Genomic DNA, 19,095 nt, shown 5'->3' on the forward strand with positions numbered 1-19,095 from the left:
CTACGGCCCGCCGCGCTGACTCGAATGAATCTACACACACCACTCAACACACGCAAAACCCCAGGTAAAAGACACAGGAACCATTGTGTGGAGAGAATCAGGCCGCTGATGTATCCCGTATCTCCACTGCGGACAAGAATCGAAATCACACCATGAAATAAACCCCTACGCCACCGGGAACTCGGTAGACACAGGGGTTTCAGATAAACAGTGAACGGCGGGTTACGGCGTCCCGGTGAAGTGAGCACCTCCGAAGTTCTTCTTTCCTCGGCGCAGAATGAGCCAACTCCCGTACAAGAGGTCGGATTCTCTGGGTTCCCATCCCTCATCAGTAATCCGAATGTTGTTGGCGTACGCACCGCCCTCTTTGATGGATCGACGTGCCGCTCCCCTGGAATCAGTAAGCCCGGTAGCCACGAGAAGATCGACAATGGTCCTCGGCTCACCGGGGGCAACCTCGGCGACACCTGTCTCAGAAAGAGCACCTTCGAGGGTGCGTTCATCAAGAGCGCCCAATTCAGCTCGACCGAACAAAGCTTGGGCAGCAAGCTCAACAGCGACGGTCGCTTCCTCGCCATGGACCAGCGTCGTCATTTCGCGTGCCAGTCTGCGCTGTGCCTCACGCTTATGCGGGCGCTCGGCAACCTCGACCTCGAGTTGCTCGAGTTCATTCTTATCCAGGAACGTAAACCAACGCAGGAACTTGATGACATCGGCGTCGTTGGTGTTGAAGAAGTACTGGTACCAGCTATACGGGCTGGTCATTTCAGGATCGAGCCAAAGTTTTCCACCACCGGTGGACTTACCGAATTTGTTCCCCTCGCTGTCGGTCACCAACGGGACCGTCAGGGCATGGACACTCACGCCGTTGACGCGACGGTTGAGATCAACACCAGACACGATGTTGCCCCACTGATCGCTTCCCCCGATCTGAAGGACACAGCCGTGGGTCCGGTTGAGCTGTACGTAGTCGTTCGCCTGCAGAAGCATGTAGGAGAACTCGGTGTAAGAGATACCATCGGCGTCGAGACGCCGCTTGACGGTATCCCGGTTCAGCATGGTGTTGAGGGAGAAGTGCTTGCCGACGTCCCTGAGGAAGTCAATCACACTGAGCCCCCTGGTCCATTCAGCGTTGTTGACCATGACCGCAGCATTGTCGCCCTCAAAATCAATGAACCGGGCAAGCTGATTCTGGATCCGCTCAAGATTCCCGGCAACCGTTTCTTCGGTGAGCATCGACCGTTCACCAACGTCCCGTGGATCACCGATCATCCCGGTGGCACCACCGGCGAGAGCCACCGGCCGGTGTCCGGCCCGCTGAAAGCGGCGCAGGAGAAGGAGGGGAACGAGGTGTCCGGCGTGGAGCGAAGGTCCCGTCGGATCGAAACCACAATAGAGGGAAATCGGGGAATCGGTCTCCCCACGGAGCTTGTCCAGGTCAGTGGACTGGTTGATCAGCCCACGCCAGTTCAATTCATCAATGATGTTCATCGTCAGTTCCTCTTCGTTGAAAGACCGCTCGGATTCAGTGTCACAGGACATCACTCGGCGGACGGCCAGGAGACCGCCTCGTCGATGAGAAGCACGGGAATGTCGTCGTCGATGCGATAGGCGAGTCCGAGCCTCTTGTTGACCAGGAGCTGATCATCCTCGAGATACTCAAGGGGCCCTTTATCTTTCGGGCAGGCGAGCACATCAAGCAACTGTGGGTCGATACTCATAGCGGATAATTCTACCCGCTCAAATGATCCCAGCCTTTTCCGGCCTCGAGGCTACCCGCGAAGGTGTCCCCACGAACCGCCACATCAACCGTTTTCTGGAGGGATCGGCTACAGCACCAGCGGCCAACACCATGGGGCGATGACTTCTCTTACGGGGTGCAGGCGGCGGAGCACCCGAGGAACGGCGATGAAGGCATCCGCACCGTACGGATCGCCCTGACCAAGGCCGTCTCAGCCCCGTCACACCTCGTCATGCGGGTAGTGGCCTACAGTGACTGGACGACGAACAACCTGCACATCCGGCTAGACTTGATCCCCATGTCACGCCTCGTATCCCGACTCGACCATTTCCCGGAAACCATCTTCGCCACGATGACAAACCTGGCCGTCGAAAAAGGCGCGGTGAATCTCGGACAGGGATTCCCCGATGGCGATGGGCCCCGGTCGATGCTCGATGAGGCGATCCGCCAGATTCGGGAAGGAAACAACCAGTACCCTCCCGGGCGAGGGTTCTCGGGCTTGCGGGCTGCCGTAGCTGCCGACCGAGAAAGAAGTCTCGGACACAGACTTGACCCAAACTTCGAGGTACTGATCACGGTCGGAGCCACTGAGGCAATCGCGGCAACGGTTCTCGCGTTGGTGGAGCCCCGAAGTGAGGTGATCGTTATCGAGCCTTACTATGACGCCTATGCTGCAGCAGTCGCCCTCGCAGGTGCGAAACTCGTACCGGTTCCCCTACTCCCAGATGTCGACTCGGACACCGGTTGGCGGCTGGATCACCGAGCTCTCAGCAGCGCCGTGAGTACGTCCACCGCAATGATCATCATCAATACGCCGCACAATCCCACAGGCCACGTGTTCGACGCTGATGATTTGGGAATTATCGCCGAGCTGTCCTGTCGCCATGACCTCATCGTTTTGGCTGATGAAGTGTACGAGAAACTGGTCTACGATGGCCGCACGCACACCCCGATCGCGATGTTGCCCGGCATGCGGGAACGCACGGTGACGGTGTCTTCTGCAGCGAAGTGCCTGAATGTCACCGGTTGGAAGACCGGCTGGGCGATGTCCACACCGGAGATCATCGACGCCGTGACGAAGGCGAAGCAGTTTCTAACCTTCGTCGGGGTCGGTCACGTCCAGCCCGCTGTCGCACACGCCCTCGATAATGAACAGGCCTGGATAGCAGGACTCCGCGATGACATGCAACGGCGCCGTGATCTGTTGATCGACGGTCTGGATCGCGCGGGGTTCAGGGTAAAACCCTGTGCCGGCGGGTACTTTGTCATCGCGGACGCCACGCCACTCGGGGTAACCGACGCGGCAGAATTCTGTACCGGTGCGCTCATTGAGCGTGGAGTGGTCGGGATCCCGGTGTCCGCATTCGCAACGAGCGGGAACACCGGGCACCTCGATCCCCTGGTCCGTTTCGCATTCTGCAAGCGAGAGCACCTGATCCGGGACGCTGTCGCACGTCTCGTCTGACACCCTCGGCGCTGAGCTGAATGGAGCGAGGTCGTGATCAGCGCCGGATCGGCGTCCCGGCCCAGGAGCGGTACTCCGCTGACTTCGCCACAACGCGTTGACGCTGTTCGACCACCCGCACACCGGCAGTCCCGCCGCGCGTAGCCCGGGATGCAACGGCTCCTTCGACTGTGAGGACTCCCCGGACCTCGGGGGTGAGTCGGGCGTCGACACCCGCGAGTTCGTCATCGGTCAGCTCGTCCAGCCCGACGCCCCGGGCCTCGGCGATCCGGACGCAGGCTCCGGACGCCTCATGCGCCTCACGGAACGGAACGCCCTGGCGGACCATCCATTCGGCCAGATCGGTGGCTAGGGTGAACCCCGCGGGTGCCAGTTCCGCCATCCGCTCCGGATGGAAGGTGAGCGTGGAGACGAGGCCGGTCATGGCGGGCAGCAGGAGGTTGAGCTGCGCGACGGAGTCGACGATCGGCTCCTTGTCCTCCTGCAGGTCCCGGTTGTAGGCCAGCGGCTGTGCCTTGAGCGTCGCCATCAGGCCAGTGAGATTACCAATGAGACGGCCGGTCTTGCCTCTGGTGAGCTCGGCGACATCAGGGTTCTTCTTCTGCGGCATGATCGACGAGCCGGTGGACCATGCATCATCGAGCGTGACGTAGCCGTACTCGGGCGTGCACCAGTAGATGATCTCCTCTGCTAGGCGTGACATGTCGACGGAGATCTGCGCGAGCACGAACGCCGTCTCCGAGGCGAAGTCCCGGGAGGAGGTACCGTCGATGGAGTTGTCCGCCGCCGAGTCGAAGCCGAGCTCCTCGGCGATCGCCTCAGGGTTGAGGCTCAGGGAGGACCCGGCAAGCGCACCGGAGCCATATGGTGACACCGCGAGACGTTTGTCCAGGTCACGGATACGGTCAACATCCCGAAGCAGGGGCTGCGCGTGGGCGAGCAACTGATGCGCGAGGAGTACGGGCTGCGCGGCCTGCGAGTGGGTCTTGCCAGGCATGATGGCGTCGGGGTGCGCTTCCGCCTGTCCCACGAGGGCATCAACGAGATCGGTGACACCCAGGGCGATGTCCCGGACCGCATCCCGGACCCACATGCGGAACAATGTCGCGACCTGGTCGTTGCGGGAACGACCGGCACGGAGGCGACCGCCGACCTCGGGACCGACGATGCCGATGAGCCCCCGTTCCATGGCACCGTGGACATCTTCGTCGGTGGGTTCGGGTCCGAATTCACCTGCGGCGACCTTCTCCCCCAGTTCGTCGAGACCAGCAAGCATGGTCTCGAGGTCCGGGTCCGACAGCAGCCCGGCGGAGTTCAGGACCTTCGCGTGGGCCTTACTGGCCAGCACGTCATAGGGAGCAAGCACCCAGTCGAAGTGGGTGGACACGCTCAGTGCGAACATCGCTTCGGAGGGGCCCCCGGAGAAACGGCCGCCCCAGAGGGCACCTTCATTTGTCTTGTGCTGTTCCACGGTTATCGTCGGCTCCTTCGGGAGTGTGTTCTGGCGGTTTCTTGGGGTGATAATGCCCGATATGATTTCTGGTTACTGATCCGGCACGGCGAAAACCCTTCCGCTGGTGGCGTCATACCCGGTTCGGGTGACGTCATCGGCGGAAGGGCTCGTGCATGATCGTGGATTCTACTTGCCGGCCTCGCGGTCGCGGCGACAGGCGATCTTCGAGGACAGACCGTGCAGCTCGACGAAGCCGCGGGCGAGCGTCTGGTCGAAGGTGTCGCCGGTGTCGTAGGTGGCGAGGTTGAAGTCGTAGAGGCTCGACTCGGAGCGGCGGCCGTTGACCGTCACGCGGCCACCGTGCAGAACGACCCGGATGTCACCGGTGACGTTCTCCTGGGTGGACTCGATGAAGGCGTCGAGGGAGCGCTTCAGTGGCGCGAACCAGAGACCGTCGTAGACCTCCTCGGACCAGCGGGCGTCGATGAGACGCTTATAGCGGGCGAGTTCCCGCTCGACGGTGACATCTTCGAGTGCCTGGTGAGCGGTGATGAGAACCATCGCACCCGGGGCTTCGTAAACCTCGCGGGATTTGATGCCGACGAGTCGGTCCTCGACCATGTCGAGTCGACCAACGCCCTGGGCACCGCCACGACGGTTGAGCTCCTCAATGGCCTCCAGAACGGTGACCTTCTTGCCGTCGATGGCGACGGGAACTCCGCCTTCGAAGGAAATGATGAGTTCGTCGGGCGCATTGCCCATCGCCGGGTCCTCGGTGTAAGCGTAGAGGTCCTTCGTCGGCGGGTTCCAGAGATCTTCGAGGAATCCGGTCTCGACAGCACGCCCCCAGACATTCTGGTCGATGGAGAACGGTGACTTGGTGGACTGCTCGATCGGGAGGTTGATGTCCTCGGCGAAGGCGATGGCCTTGTCACGGGTCCAGGCGAAGTCACGTGCCGGGGCGATGATCTTCAGATCCGGGTTCATGTCCGCGAAACCGACCTCGAAGCGGACCTGGTCATTGCCCTTACCGGTACAGCCGTGGGCGACGTGGGTTCCGCCGTGTTCCTCGGCTGCCTCGACGAGGTGCTTGACGATCAACGGCCGGGAGATGGCGGAGACCAGCGGGTACTGCTTCATGTACATGCCGTTGGCCTTGATGGTCGGCAGGCAGTATTCCTCGGCGAACTCGTCCTTCGCGTCGACGACGACAGCCTCAACCGCGCCACAGTCGAGCGCACGCTGACGCACACTCTCCATGTCCTCGCCGCCCTGTCCGAGATCGAGGGCCACGGCCACGACCTCACCGCCGGTCATCTTGGCCAGATACGGGATGGCCACAGAGGTGTCGAGGCCGCCGGAATAGGCGAGAACTACGCGATCAGTCATGTCTTCTCCTTGAGAGGTGCTTCATCGTTTGTATGTGGGTTCTACCAGCGAAAATCCTGACGACTGGCGACTCAGGTGTGCACCACACCCTAACAGTACGGTTGGTGCAGGTGCAGCAGGCACCCGCGTGGCAACGCGGATCACTGCTCGACGTCCGCCACCCTAGCCTATTTATTCACTTGTGTGCAAATTATGCACAGGGCTGGGTTTTCATACCTCAGTGGGACCACATCTCACCAGCATCAGCGACGCTCGAACATCTCTCCGAGTTGCTGACCAGTTAACGGTTCACGGGCTATGACGAAGATCGTGTCATCACCCGCGATACAGCCCACAACCTCGTCCATCTGGACCCGATCAATGAAGCTAGCCAGGTACTGTGCTGCCCCCGGTGGAGTCCGAAGGACGGCGGTATTACCGGAGGAATCGACACTGACGAGGAGGTCATCGAGCATCCTCCGTAGCTTCTCAGCCGGACCGCGCATCTGCTCGGTGAGCGGCGCCTCGGCAGGTCCGATCATGTAGAACGCTCGCCCGCCGTCGGGCCGAACTTTCTTGGCGCCGAGTTCGTCGAGGTCTCGGGAGAGTGTGGCCTGGGTGATATCGATACCCTCGTCGAGAAGCAGCTCGGAGAGCTGGACCTGGGATGAGACCCGGTATTTGTCCAGGATCTCCACTATCCGCCCCTGCCGGGCAGCACGGGTCACCGGCGCCGGACGGCTCATCGTGCCGCACCACCGGGCTGGTTCTCCAGCAGCCACGCCATGAGCGCCTTCTGCGCGTGCAGTCGATTCTCCGCCTCGTCGAACACCACGGACTGTGGTCCGTCGATGACCTCCGCCGTGACCTCACTCCCCCGGTATGCGGGTAGACAGTGCAGGAAAATCGCACCGTCGGCGGCGCGTGCCATCACAGCGTCATCGACCTGGTAGGGGCGGAACACCGAAGCCCGGTCGATGCCGTCATTTTCCTGCCCCATGGACACCCAGGTGTCAGTGATGACGATGTCCGCACCGTCCACACAATCAAGGCTGTCGGTGACCCGGATTTCCGCACCCGTCTGCGTTCCGACCGCCCGGGCACGTTCGACGAAGCGCTCCTCGGGCTGGAACCCTTCCGGCGCGACGATCGTCATGTTCACACCGGCGGTGGCGAAACCGAGCAGGTAGGAATTGGCCATGTTGTTCGCTCCGTCGCCTAGGTACACAGCGCTTCTGCCTCGAAGACCAGCCGGTCCTTGTTCCGGTGAAAGCTTCTCGACACAGGTCTGTAGATCAGCGAGGATCTGGCACGGGTGCAGGTCATCGGAGAGCCCGTTGATGATCGGGACGGTCGCGGTCTCCGCCATCGCGAGCAGATTCTCGTGGGCGTAGGTCCGCCACACGATCATGGACACGAACCGGGAGAGCACCGATCCGGTGTCCTGATAGGTCTCGCCCTTCCCCATCTGGGTCTTGTCAGTGACCGCGACGATGGGATTGCCGCCGAGTGCAGCGATACCCGCGTCGAAGGAGAACCGGGTCCTAGTTGAGGTTTTGTCGAAGAGGACGGCGACAGATTGCGGTCCGGCGAGAGGTTTACGGGAGTAGGGGGCGGCCTTGAGTTCCGCGGCGAGGGTCAGGACCTCCGCCTGTTCCGCAGGAGTGAGGTCATCGTCGGCGAGGAAGTGGCGGACGTTCGGTGTGGTGGTCATGTCTCTTATCCTTCGGTGTTCTTCTCGGAGTCTCGGACCTCGGTCAGGACGGCTGCGATGCGCTCAGTGGCGGAGTCGAGCTGCTCGGTGGTGATCACGAGCGGCGGGGTGATACGGATGACGGTGTCGGACGGGGCATTGAGAATCAGGCCGTGCTTCAATCCACCCGCCACAGCTTTCTTAGCGACGGGCCGGTCGAGGACAAGACCAAGCATGAGGCCGCGTCCACGGACCTCGGTGACACCGTCGACGGATTTCATCGCTGCCGTGAAGTGTTCGCCCTTGGTCCGCACATCCGCGATAAAGTCTTCGTCGATCGTGTCTAGCACCGCGAGCGCCGCAGCGCATGAGACCGGGTTTCCGCCGAAGGTCGTGCCGTGGCTACCGACACCAAACAGTGTCGCGGCCTTACCGTGCGCGAGACATGCTCCGATGGGCAAGCCCGCCCCCAACCCCTTGGCCATGGTGACCACATCAGGCAAGATCCCCTCGTGAGCGTGGGCGAAGAAGTCACCGGTGCGACCGACACCGGTCTGCACTTCATCGGCGATGAACAGGATGCCGTGCTCGTCACAGAGGGCCCGGACTGCGGCTAGGTAACCGTCCGGAGCGGGAATTACTCCAGTCTCCCCCTGGATGGGCTCGAGAATGATCGCGGCGGTGTCTGCGGGGTTGATGTCCACCAGCTTCCGCAGGTAGTCGATGTCTCCATAGGGGAAGAACTCCACTCCGCCCGGGAGCGGTTCGAAGGCTGCCCGCTTGTCCGGTTGACCGGTGAGCGCCAGTGACCCCATCGTCCGACCGTGGAATCCATGCTTTGCGGCCAACACCCGGTGTCTTCCGGTGAGGCGGGCGAGTTTGAACGCCGCTTCGTTCGCCTCGGCACCGGAGTTGCAGAAGAACACACGGGTCGATTCCGCGACGGTGCTATCACCGTGGGCGAATCGTTCCTTGAGCTTTTCAGCCACCTCGACAACGGGGCGGGAGGCGAAGAGGTTGGATACGTGGGCGAACCTGCGGATCTGCGTCTCAACGGCCTCGATCACCGCAGGGTGCGCATGTCCCAGGGAGTTGACGGCGATGCCCGCGAGCAGGTCAAGATACACGGTGCCGTCGGCTGCGGTGACTTCCGCTCCCTCCCCCGAGACGAGATCGAGCGCCGGTACGTAGGTGTTCATCAGTGCTTCCGGCCACCGTCCGAGTGCGTCAAAATTGTCGGTCCTGGATTCGTTCATGGTTTAACCTTCTGGAACTCTGTGGGGGCTGGATAATCGTTGCGGTCGTAGGCGTCGGGCAGAACCATCGTCCCGATACCGCCTTCGGTGAGGAGTTCGAGCAGGACGGAGTGCGCTACTCGACCATCGATGACGTGGGCAGCGTGGACCCCCTGCCGTACGGCATTCAGGCAGGATTCCATCTTGGGGATCATGCCGGCGTCGAGTGATGGGAGGAGCGCTGATAGTTCCCCAACCGAGATTTTGCTGACCATCGATGACGTGTCGGGCCAGTCGGTGTAGAGACCGGGCACGTTGGTGAGAATGATCAGTCGCTCAGCACCGATCGCGCTCGCCAGAGCACCGGCTGCCGTGTCCGCGTTGATGTTGTAGATTTGACCCTCCCCGTCCGGAGCAATCGTGGACACCACGGGGATGCGCCCGGCGTCGATGATATCCATGAGCGAGGAGGCGTCAACGTGCGTGATGTCACCGACGAGACCAATGTCGGTGAGCTCCCCGGCGACATCCACCAATCGGCGCTCAGCGGTAAACAGCCCTGCGTCTTCACCGGAACAACCGACGGCATAGGGGCCGTGGCAATTGATGAGTCCGACAAGATCCCGACCTACCTGGCCGAAGAGAACCATCCGGACGATCTCCATGACCTCGGGTGTAGTAACCCGAAAGCCTCCCCGGAACTCGCCTTCGATTCCGAGTTTCTGGAGCATTGCGTTGATCTGCGGACCGCCTCCGTGGACAACAACGGGTTTCGCGCCGACGGTTCGGAGGAAAACCATGTCGGCAGCGAAAGCGGCGCGAAGGTTCTCGTCAACCATGGCGTTTCCGCCGTACTTGACCACGACGATTTTGTCGCGGAAGTGCTTGAGCCAGGGCAGCGCTTCGGCGAGCACGTTGGCCCGTACCTCGGGTGTGATGTCCTTCATCATGTCGTTCATGTCTCGTCCCGATTTCTGGGGTGTCGTGGAAGGGTCTCTATGCCGGTGGGCGGAGATTTTCTAAGTGGAGTAGGCGGAATTGATCTCGACGTAAGCGTGGGACAGATCGGTGGTACGCAGGGTAGCGGTTCCGGTGCCGCCGGTGCCGAGGTCGACAGTGACGTCAATGTCCCGCCCTGACAGGTCGACATCCCGGGCACCGGGCGCACCGCACGAGTCAAGGCAGACAGGTTGACCGTTGAAGTGGACGGAGATGTGCTCGGGGTCCATGTCCGCGTCCGCCATACCCACGGCGGCAAGCACACGCCCCCAGTTGGGATCGGAGCCAAACATCGCGCACTTGAACAACGGATCGCGGCAGAGAGTCCGGGCGGCATTGGTGGCCTGGGTGTCATCAGTGGTTCCGATCACGGTCACGGCGACGCGCTTGGTAACGCCTTCGGCATCCGACTGAAGCTGCTTCGCCAGATCAGTACACACCCGGAGAACCACTTCATTGAGGTCATCCTGGTCCGGGGTGACATCGGACGCACCGGACGCGAGGAACATGACGGTGTCGTTGGTCGAGGTGGACCCGTCGATGTCGAGGCAGTCGAAGGTCACTGCGGTAGCGGCCCTGAGCGCGATGTCGGCCATCTCCCGGGTGATCGCGGCGTCGGTAGTCAGACAGACGAGCATCGTCGCAAGCGACGGTGCCATCATTCCGACTCCCTTGGCCATACCACCGACGGTGTATCCGGCGCCGTGTCCGACCGACTGCTTGGCGACCGTATCGGTCGTCATAATGGCTTCTGCGGCGACCCCACCGTTGTCACCGTCGTTCACGGTGAGTCCGTCGACGAGCTTGTCCACGCCGGCGAGGACGATGTCCATGGGCAGCGGTTCCCCGATGAGCCCGGTGGAACAGGCCGCGACGTCCCCCGGCTCGACCCCGAGCAATTCCGCGACGCGTTCGATCGTCGCCGTCGCGTCGGCGTCTCCCCTGGAACCGTTGCAGGCGTTGGCATTTCCGGAGTTGTAGACGATGGCCTTGAGTCGGCCATCGGCGACATTGGCGCGGCTGACCTTCACCGGTGCGGCGACGATCCGGTTCCGGGTGAACAATGCCACCGCGGTCTGTCTTGGCCCGTGATTGACTACTAGGGCCATATCGGGTTTCCCGGAGTGTTTAATTCCCGCTGTCGTTGCGGCTGCGGAAAAGCCCTTCGGTGCAGTGATTCCTATGTCAGACATGGGGATGGTTCCTTCTACTGGGGTGTCAGTGCGGTGTCGGTTTTGACCACGGATCAGGGCGCCACCCCAGAGCGGGGAAGACCTGCGGTCTCATCCAGCCCGAGTGCGAGGTTCATGCACTGTACAGCGGCGCCGGCCGTGCCCTTGGTCAGATTGTCGATGACACTGGTGACAAGGAGCCGTCCGGCATCAACGTCAACCTCCACCTGTACCTGGCACATGTTCGACCCGAGCACACTCTGGGTCTGCGGTTGCACTCCCTCCGCAAGTACCGTCACGAAAGGCTCCTCCATGTAGGCGTCCCGGTAGACAGCCCGCGCCTGACCTGCACTGACCCCTTCGATAAGCGGAGCTGAGGCAGTAGTGAGTATCCCTCGGGGTAGTGGCGCCAGGACCGGAGTGAAGGAAACGGTGACCGGCCTGTCACAGTGGAGTCGGAGGTTCCTGGTGATCTCCGGGGTGTGCCGGTGTCGGCCTGCTGTGTTATATGCCTTGAGTGATCCCATGGTTTCACTGCCGAGCAGCCCGACCGATGCTTTTTTACCGCCACCGGAGACACCTGTGACGGACACGATCGAGATGTCCGGGACAATGAGTCCAGCAGCGACAGCAGGGAGCAGTGCGAGCGTCGCCCCTGTGGGGAAACAACCGGGGACGGCGACGCGTTTCGCCCCCCGCAGAACATCCCTGTTACCCGGCATCTCCGGGATTCCATAGGGCCAGGTGCCCGCGTGCTTCGAGCCGTACCACCGTTCCCAGTCCGCAGCGTCATCGAGCCGGAAGTCGGCGGCGCAGTCGATCACGACAACATCGGGACCGAGCTGTTCCGCGATGGCGGCAGAATGTCCGTGGGGCAGGCCGAGGAACACGACATCATGTCCCGCCAGCTCTTCGATGGTGGTCGGTGCGATAACCCGATCAGCGAGTTCGCCGAGGTGCGGCATGAGCTCACCGACAGTGCTCCCCGCAGTCGAGGAACCTGTCAGCGCACCGATCCGCAGCCCACCGCTCCGATAGTCAGGGTGACCGAGAAGGATCCTCAGGATCTCTCCTCCGGCATATCCGCTGGCACCTGCGACTGCAACAGTGATTGACATGCACGACAGCATATCATTTATGCGCACTAATGCAAATTATGCAGATTAGTTCCGTGCGGCAGCGCTCTACTCAACATCTCAGCGCGATGATCGTTCAGGAACCGTGCCCGTACCCGATCACCAGACAACGACCGATGCCAACAGTTGATGCAGCTTCTCAGCTCCACGGCATCCACCGGATACCACGAGCCACCAGCCTACGTGGGTTCCGATCGCGCCAGCGCCATGTCTCCCGGCCTGATCCAGCCTTTACGCCGCATGACTTCCGAAATCGCGAGAACCAGGACAGCCGGGCCGACGATGTTCAGACCGAGGATCATCAACGCGAGCGGAACAGCCGCATGCTCCGGAGACATGACGCTCCAGGTCATAATCTGACCGACAAGACCGGAGGTCCCCATTCCCGATCCAGCAGGGTTGTTCTCCATACCGAACACCGTCGTCGCGACGGGACCGAGAATCGCTGAGGCGATGATGGACGGCAGCCAGATCACGGGACGCCGGACGATGTTCGGCATCTGCAGCATCGAGGTGCCGAGTCCCTGCGAGACCAGTCCCGCCCACCGATTCTCTCGCCAGCTTGCAACGGCGAAGCCAACCATCTGACAGCAACATCCGACAGTTGCGGCACCTGCGGCGAGCCCGGAAAGGCCGAGGATGATCCCCAACGCCGCTGATGAGATCGGGAGAGTCAGGCAGACACCCATGATGACCGCGACGAGAATACCCATCAGGAACGGCTGCTGTTGCGCCGACCAGTTGATCATTGCACCCAGTCTCGTCATGAAATTCGAAATCGTCGGCCCGATCAGCAGCCCCACCGCAGACCCCGAGGCAATGGTCGCGAAGGGGGTGACAAGAATGTCGACGGGGGTCCGACCGGAGACGAACAGTCCGCATTCGACCGCGATGAACGCGGCAATGAATGCGCCCAGCGGCTCTCCGGGGCCAAGCAGTTGAAAAGACAGCCCCTCGACGACTTCTCCCCCCAAAATTTTCCCGGCGTGCGCCCCCACCATTCCCGCGACTCCGGTGCCTGCGATGACGAACGTGGATCCAGATAGTCTGTGGGCCACACCGATGCCAATGCCAAAGCCAGTCAGAACAGAGGCCACGGATCCTGTGACGACGAGGAATTCCCCGACGGTTCCCGGCACATAGCGCCCGAGCTGCACCATTATCGTTCCGACGATAAGGGTCGCGAAAAGGCCGAAGGCCATGCCTGTGAGCGCATCAATGAAAAAGAGGGAGGCCCATTTACGTAACAGTCGATTCACACGTCGTGACTTTAGTAACCATGAAACAACTTCGGTACTGTTCAGGCGTTGAACACAGCCACCGACACCCCCGATACATACCCCTCGCGCGGTGCGAAGAATGGCCCGGAGTCAGCAGATGATTCTGGGCCATTCCACAATCCACGGATCAGCTCCGGATGCGGGCACCGTGTTCCCGTGCGGCCGCGTCCGCCGCCGCAAGTCGGGCGGCCGAACACTCATCATCAGTCAACGTCCGGTCCGACGCACGGAAGCGCAGGGCGAAGGCAAGCGACTTCTGCCCCTCCCCGAGGCTCTCCGACCTGTAGACATCGAAGAGTTCAACGGTCTCGATCAGATCTCCGGCCGCAGCGAAGAGCGTCCGGCGCACATTCTCCGCAGGCACGTCCTCGTCGACAACGAGTGCTATGTCCTGCATCAGTGCCGGGAATGGCGACAGTACAGGCGCAGGAGCGGAAGGTGCGAACGGCAAGGCCGTGATGTTCAGCTCCATCGCACAGGTTCGCGGTGGCAGACCTGCACGTTCCAGAATCTGAGGGTGTAGCTCACCGGCGTACCCGACAACAGTTCCGTCGACACTCAACGCGGCGCACCGCCCCGGATGCCACGGCAGCCGTTCCGCCGAGGACACTTCGAGTTCAACATCGGCGGCCCTGGCGACAACCCGCGCGGATTCCACCGCGTCCGCCCACGTGTAGGCACGGGCTGACACGAGGGGTCCGGCAGTCTCGATATCTCCCACGCCGACTGTCGCCACATGCAACGGCTGCTTCGGCAATGACCCCAGTAGTTCCGAAATCATCTCATCTGACGGTCGGATACGGACGTCAGGCATCGGTGACCGGTCCACGTCACCGGCGATCGCCACCTGTTCGACACCATAGAGAGACACGTCCCGTTGTCCCCTCGATACGTTCCGGCGTACGGCATCCAGCATGTTCGGTAAGAGAGTCGTACCGAGAATCGATCGGTCAGCTTCAAGCGGGTTGAGGACTGCGACGACTCGCCGCCAGGGGTCATCAGCAGCCAGACCCCACAGATCGAAGACATCAGCCTCGATGAACGGGCTCGGGAGGATCTCGGTGTAGCCGCTGTACGCGAGAGCGTGTCCGACGGCCCGACGACGCCGTTGCGCCGGTGTGAGACCTCGACCGGCAGGTGCGGTGGGGACAATCGAGGGGATGTCTTCCAGGCCCTCCAGGCGCAACACCTCTTCCACGAGATCCGCATCCATCGTGATATCTGGCCGCCAGGTGGCAGGTGTAACTGTGAGCACGTTACCGTGACGCTCGACGGCGCAACCTACCTCCTGGAGCCGCCCAATCACCGTTTCGGGGCGGATCTCCATCCCTGCGATGCGTGCGGGACGATGAACATCCATCCGAACCGTCGGCATGACCGGCGTATCCCCGACCAGCGTACGACCGGACTCCACGGTTCCGCCCGCGATCTGGGCAAGCACATGGGCGGCCACGTCAAGAGCAACCTCGACGAGGACCGGGTCCACACCCCGCTCGAAGCGCCGCGACGCCTCACTCGACAATTTATGTCTACGGCACGTGCGGGCGACGGTGATCGGGTCCCAGTTCGCTGCCTCAAGGTAGACGTCGGTGGTTTCAGCGCTGATTTCAGAAGAGGCACCGCCCATGACACCGGCCAGGGAAAGGACACCGTTACCGTCGGCAATAACCACATCTTCGTGATCAAGGGAACGATTGACCCCATCGAGGGTCACGAGCTTCTCCCCTTGCGCTGCACGGCGTACGACAAGTGTCTCACCCGCGATCTGGGCGGCATCGAAGGCGTGCATCGGCTGGCCGAACAGCATCATCACGTAGTTGGTCACATCGGTCGCGGCATTGACGGGCCGCTGCCCGCAGAGCATCAGTTCACGTTGCATCCATATCGGGGACTCCGCCCCGGCAGCCACCCCAGTGACCCGACGGAGTCCGAACCTGACCGTCTTCGTCTCAGGGCGGAGGTCAACATTCAGAAGTTGACCCTCGACCGCCGGCAGCGCAACCTCCATACCAGCAACCGCGGGATCGGAGGCGGGGTCCACGAAGGTCAGGTCGAAGGCGCTCGCGATCTCCCTGGCCAGACCTCTGGCAGAAAGGGCATAACCACGGTCCGGTGTCACATTGACGTCAAAGACCGTGTCATCAAGGCCCATGATCTCGCGAGCGTCCGATCCGAGCTCATAGTCACCATCGGCGGGAAGAGTGATGATGCCCTTATTCTGCTGGGTGGTCAGTCCAAGCTCCGCCGCGGAACAGATCATGCCTGCGGACATTCGTCCGTACGTCTCCCGCGCCGCAATCTCGAAGTTACCGGGAAGCACGCACCCGGGCAGCGAGACCACGACGTAATCACCCTCGGCGAAATTGCGGGCACCACAGACAATGGACTGAAGCTCCCCAGTGCCGTTGGCGTCACCGACGTTGACGTAGCAATGCCGGATCGGCTTCTTGAATCCGGTGAGCTCCTCAATCGTCTCGACCCGGCCGACAACCAGTGGACCTGTGGTCTCTGGAATCGTGGAGAAACCTTCGGTCTCAAAACCGACCCGGACGAAACCGCTATCGAGTTCAGCATCGGTGACCGACCAGTCGGACTGGGAGGCGGCGGCTGAGCGCAGCAGTCTGGCGACCCAGTTCTTGGCGATGAGCATGAGGGGATTCTCCTGGAGTTGAATACAGTGTGAAAAGAGGGTGAGCGAAAACTCGGCTAGACCTGAACACCGAACGGCTGGGTGAAACGGATGTCACCCTCGACCATATCGCGCATGTCAGACAGCCCATTCCGGAACTGCAGCGTACGCTCCAGCCCCATACCGAAAGCGAAACCTGTGAACTCTTCCGGGTCAATTCCTGCGGCACGCAGTACGTTCGGGTTGACCATCCCGCAGCCACCCCACTCGATCCAGCCCGCGCCCCCCTTTTTGCTCGGGAACCACACGTCGACTTCTGCGGATGGTTCGGTGAAAGGGAAGTAGTTGGCGCGCATCCGGGTACGGGTATCCGGGCCGAACAAAGTTTGGGCAAGGTGATCCAGCGTGCCCCGGAGGTGTGCCATAGTCAGATCTCGGTCTACGGCGAGTCCTTCGATCTGATGGAAAACTGGAGTGTGCGTCGCATCGAGTTCATCTGTGCGGAACACCCGGCCCGGGCAGGCAATGTAGATCGGGACGTCCCGGGAGAGCATCGTGCGCATCTGCACCGGTGATGTGTGTGTCCGCAGTACCTGAGAGGAACCTTCAGGTGCGATGTGGAACGTGTCCTGCAACGTCCGCGCCGGATGGTCGGGCAGGAAGTTCAGAGAGTCGAAGTTGAAGTACTCCGCCTCAACCTCCGGGCCGTCGGCGATCTCCCACCCCATACCCACGAAGATGTCGGCGATCTGCTCACTCAGCGTGGTGATTGGATGCATCGCACCGGCCTGGATACGCGCGGTTGGAAGTGTGACATCCACTCGCTCCGCAACGAGCACCTCGGCATTGCGCTTCTCTTCCAACCTCGCTTTTGCCTCAGCGAATGCCTTTTCAACTCGACCACGCGCCATATTCACCAGTCGGCCAACATCCTTACGCTGGTCCTTCGGAAGCGTACCGAGCGAACGGCGTGCCTGTGGAATCGGCGCCTCGTCACCAAGGTGCGAGCGGCGGACGACAGCGAGTTCGTCGAGCGAGTCTGCGGCGGCGAAAGCTTCGAGTGCCTCCTCCGCAGCGTGGTTGAGGCTGGCTTCGTTCATTCGACTGTCAGTCACCGGGGTTCTGACTCCTTTACGTCGTTTGGGACATTCTGTTCTTGCGGGATTGTTAAGGGTGTACCCGGAAAGGAACACCCACTGACGTGGTATACCGGGACACGCGTGCTCAGGAGGATCTTACCTGTTGACATGATCGGAACCATCCTCCGGGCACAGCTCACCCGACATTCAGGAGAGGTACTGAGCGCGGGCGGACGCATACATGCAGATCGCCGCGGCCGTCGCGAGATTCAGTGATTCGGCACGCCCCCGAATCGGAATGTGCACCCGGTGGTCGGCGGCATCCATTAATTCCGATGAAAGCCCGCGAGCCTCGTTCCCGAACAGCCATGCTGTGGGGCGGGAAAGAAGTGAATCTGCTTCATCGAGATTGACTTCACCGTCCGCGGCCGTCGCTAGGATCTGCACTCCCCGCTCGCGCAGCTTCGAGACAACCTCGATCTGGTCGTGGTGCCGTACCACCGGCAGGTGGAACAACGACCCCGCTGAAGCCCGTGCGACTTTCCCACCGTGAGGATCCACGGTATCACCGGTAAAAATGACGGAATCAGCTCCGACTGCGTCCGCTACACGAATGACCGTCCCGGCATTACCCGGTTCAGAGGTCTCAACCGGAACCGCCACCAGACGGGTGTCGACTGTCACCGCATCGTCGAGATCCACGAGAATCGACCGACAAACGGCGACCAGCCCCGTCGGGGTAACGGTATCCGAGAGATTCCTTCCTGCTTTATCCGTCACCGGATGTAGGTGCACTCCACCGGAGGCCGCAACGTTCAGTAATGCCGCGAACCTACCAGCAGCCGATTCTGTGACGAAAATGTCCGAGACGACACCTTTCTCAACGGCTGCTTCGACACAGTTGACCCCTTCCACAAGGAAAAATCCAGCCTTCCTCCGTCCAGCACTGCGATGGAGTTTGACGGCGGAAATCACCCTGGGGGTACGTTCCGTCGAAGGTTCGGTGAAGTCAAGGTACATGCGTCCCAACCTAGCAGCGCTCCCCACCTGAGCCACAGTTCAGGATCCCGGAAACCAAAAACCGCGACCCATCCCCTGTTCAGGGACTGAATCGCGGAATACCGCAGAAGATTCGACAGTGCTACATGAGTGCACTGTCCTGATTCTCTACGTCAGGGTTGGAAGGTCAGGCAGCTTTAGGAGCGTTGACGTCCTCGGGAAGAGCAGCCTTCGCCGACTCGCAGATAGCGGAGAAAGCACCGAAGTCATTCACTGCGAGTTCGGCGAGAATCTTACGGTCAACCTCGATACCGGCGAGACGCAGTCCCTGGATGAGTCGGTTGTAAGTAATTCCGTTCATCCGGGCTGCCGCATTGATACGCTGAATCCAGAGGCGACGGAACTGACCCTTGCGTGCGCGACGATCGCGGTAGGCGTAGGTCATCGAGTGGAGCATCTGCTCCTTGGCCTTGCGGTACAGGCGCGAGCGCTGTCCACGGTAGCCCTTGGCTGATTTGAGTATGACGCGACGCTTTTTCTTGGCGTTCACAGACCGCTTGACACGTGCCACGGTAAAACTTCCTTACGAATCTTGGGGGTTTAATTACTTGAGAGGGGACCGCACGCCGCTGTCAGATCAGCGGCACGACGTCACGCCCGACCGAGAAGACGCTTGACGCGCTTGGTGTCGGCTTTCGCAACATCCGTGGTGCCCTTCAGGCGACGGGTCCGGGTGGAGGGCTTGCCCTCGAGGAGGTGCCGACGGTTAGCCATCTCGCGGCGCAGTTTGCCGGAGCCGGTGACCTTGATTCGCTTTGCGGTGCCCTTGTGGGTCTTCTGCTTCAT

17 protein-coding genes are annotated in these 19,095 nt (G+C 61.4%); 1 reads left to right on the plus strand and 16 read right to left on the minus strand.

The features are described 5' to 3' along the window. Nucleotides 1-222 precede the first annotated feature (222 nt). Together tyrS and QWU44_RS06745 are read right to left on the minus strand one after the other, a co-directional pair. Complete coding sequence (gene tyrS / locus QWU44_RS06740; RefSeq protein WP_370915352.1) at nt 223-1,497, minus strand: tyrosine--tRNA ligase; 1,275 nt, start codon at nt 1,495-1,497, stop codon at nt 223-225. 44 nt (nt 1,498-1,541) lie between these two features. Then, the gene (locus QWU44_RS06745) at nt 1,542-1,721 is read right to left on the minus strand and encodes a Trm112 family protein (protein WP_370914932.1); all 180 of its coding nucleotides are present in this window, start codon (nt 1,719-1,721) and stop codon (nt 1,542-1,544) included. Between the two features lie 318 nt (nt 1,722-2,039). Here QWU44_RS06745 and QWU44_RS06750 point away from each other — a divergent pair, with 318 nt between their 5' ends. Further along, complete coding sequence (locus QWU44_RS06750; protein ID WP_370915353.1) at nt 2,040-3,206, plus strand: aminotransferase class I/II-fold pyridoxal phosphate-dependent enzyme; 1,167 nt, start codon at nt 2,040-2,042, stop codon at nt 3,204-3,206. Nucleotides 3,207-3,243: 37 nt separating this feature from the next. On the opposite strand, the gene argH is transcribed toward QWU44_RS06750, so the two are convergent. The 14 genes from argH to rpmI form a co-directional block, all read right to left on the minus strand. Continuing rightward, nucleotides 3,244-4,677: an argininosuccinate lyase gene (argH, locus tag QWU44_RS06755; protein ID WP_370914933.1), complete on the minus strand. Its 1,434-nt coding sequence runs from the start codon at nt 4,675-4,677 to the stop codon at nt 3,244-3,246. 168 nt (nt 4,678-4,845) lie between these two features. Further along, on the minus strand, nt 4,846-6,048 hold the full coding sequence (locus tag QWU44_RS06760) for an argininosuccinate synthase (RefSeq protein ID WP_370914934.1): 1,203 nt from the start codon (nt 6,046-6,048) through the stop codon (nt 4,846-4,848). A gap of 242 nt (nt 6,049-6,290) precedes the next feature. Beyond that, the gene (locus QWU44_RS06765; protein WP_370914935.1) at nt 6,291-6,773 is read right to left on the minus strand and encodes an arginine repressor; all 483 of its coding nucleotides are present in this window, start codon (nt 6,771-6,773) and stop codon (nt 6,291-6,293) included. Continuing rightward, nucleotides 6,770-7,741, minus strand: a complete 972-nt coding sequence (gene argF, locus QWU44_RS06770; protein ID WP_370914936.1) for an ornithine carbamoyltransferase — start codon at nt 7,739-7,741, stop codon at nt 6,770-6,772. Before argF ends, QWU44_RS06765 begins: the two co-directional genes overlap by 4 nt. 5 nt (nt 7,742-7,746) lie before the next feature. Further along, complete coding sequence (locus QWU44_RS06775; protein ID WP_370914937.1) at nt 7,747-8,976, minus strand: acetylornithine transaminase; 1,230 nt, start codon at nt 8,974-8,976, stop codon at nt 7,747-7,749. Then, the gene (gene argB / locus QWU44_RS06780) at nt 8,973-9,914 is read right to left on the minus strand and encodes an acetylglutamate kinase (RefSeq protein WP_370914938.1); all 942 of its coding nucleotides are present in this window, start codon (nt 9,912-9,914) and stop codon (nt 8,973-8,975) included. Before argB ends, QWU44_RS06775 begins: the two co-directional genes overlap by 4 nt. 60 nt (nt 9,915-9,974) lie before the next feature. Further along, nucleotides 9,975-11,147: a bifunctional glutamate N-acetyltransferase/amino-acid acetyltransferase ArgJ gene (argJ, locus tag QWU44_RS06785; RefSeq protein WP_370914939.1), complete on the minus strand. Its 1,173-nt coding sequence runs from the start codon at nt 11,145-11,147 to the stop codon at nt 9,975-9,977. 53 nt (nt 11,148-11,200) lie between these two features. Further along, nucleotides 11,201-12,244 (minus strand): N-acetyl-gamma-glutamyl-phosphate reductase, encoded by a 1,044-nt coding sequence (argC, locus tag QWU44_RS06790; protein WP_370914940.1) that lies wholly within the window; start codon nt 12,242-12,244, stop codon nt 11,201-11,203. A 197-nt stretch (nt 12,245-12,441) separates the two neighbouring features. Then, a complete protein-coding gene (locus QWU44_RS06795; RefSeq protein ID WP_370914941.1) occupies nt 12,442-13,521 on the minus strand; it encodes a PTS transporter subunit IIC in 1,080 nt (359 codons plus the stop codon). A 148-nt stretch (nt 13,522-13,669) separates the two neighbouring features. Further along, nucleotides 13,670-16,192 carry a phenylalanine--tRNA ligase subunit beta gene (pheT, locus tag QWU44_RS06800; protein WP_370914942.1) on the minus strand — a complete coding sequence of 841 codons (2,523 nt, stop codon included), beginning with the start codon at nt 16,190-16,192 and terminating at the stop codon, nt 13,670-13,672. 56 nt (nt 16,193-16,248) lie between these two features. Beyond that, entirely contained in the window at nt 16,249-17,271 is a 1,023-nt protein-coding gene (pheS, locus tag QWU44_RS06805; RefSeq protein WP_370915354.1) for a phenylalanine--tRNA ligase subunit alpha, read from the minus strand. Nucleotides 17,272-17,457: 186 nt separating this feature from the next. Then, a complete protein-coding gene (locus tag QWU44_RS06810) occupies nt 17,458-18,270 on the minus strand; it encodes a TrmH family RNA methyltransferase (protein WP_370914943.1) in 813 nt (270 codons plus the stop codon). A 166-nt stretch (nt 18,271-18,436) separates the two neighbouring features. Continuing rightward, a complete protein-coding gene (gene rplT, locus QWU44_RS06815; RefSeq protein WP_370914944.1) occupies nt 18,437-18,820 on the minus strand; it encodes a 50S ribosomal protein L20 in 384 nt (127 codons plus the stop codon). Nucleotides 18,821-18,900: 80 nt separating this feature from the next. Then, the gene (gene rpmI, locus QWU44_RS06820) at nt 18,901-19,095 is read right to left on the minus strand and encodes a 50S ribosomal protein L35 (protein ID WP_370914945.1); all 195 of its coding nucleotides are present in this window, start codon (nt 19,093-19,095) and stop codon (nt 18,901-18,903) included.

Source organism: Corynebacterium sp. CCM 9203, assembly GCF_041357675.1.
Taxonomy (GTDB): domain Bacteria; phylum Actinomycetota; class Actinomycetes; order Mycobacteriales; family Mycobacteriaceae; genus Corynebacterium.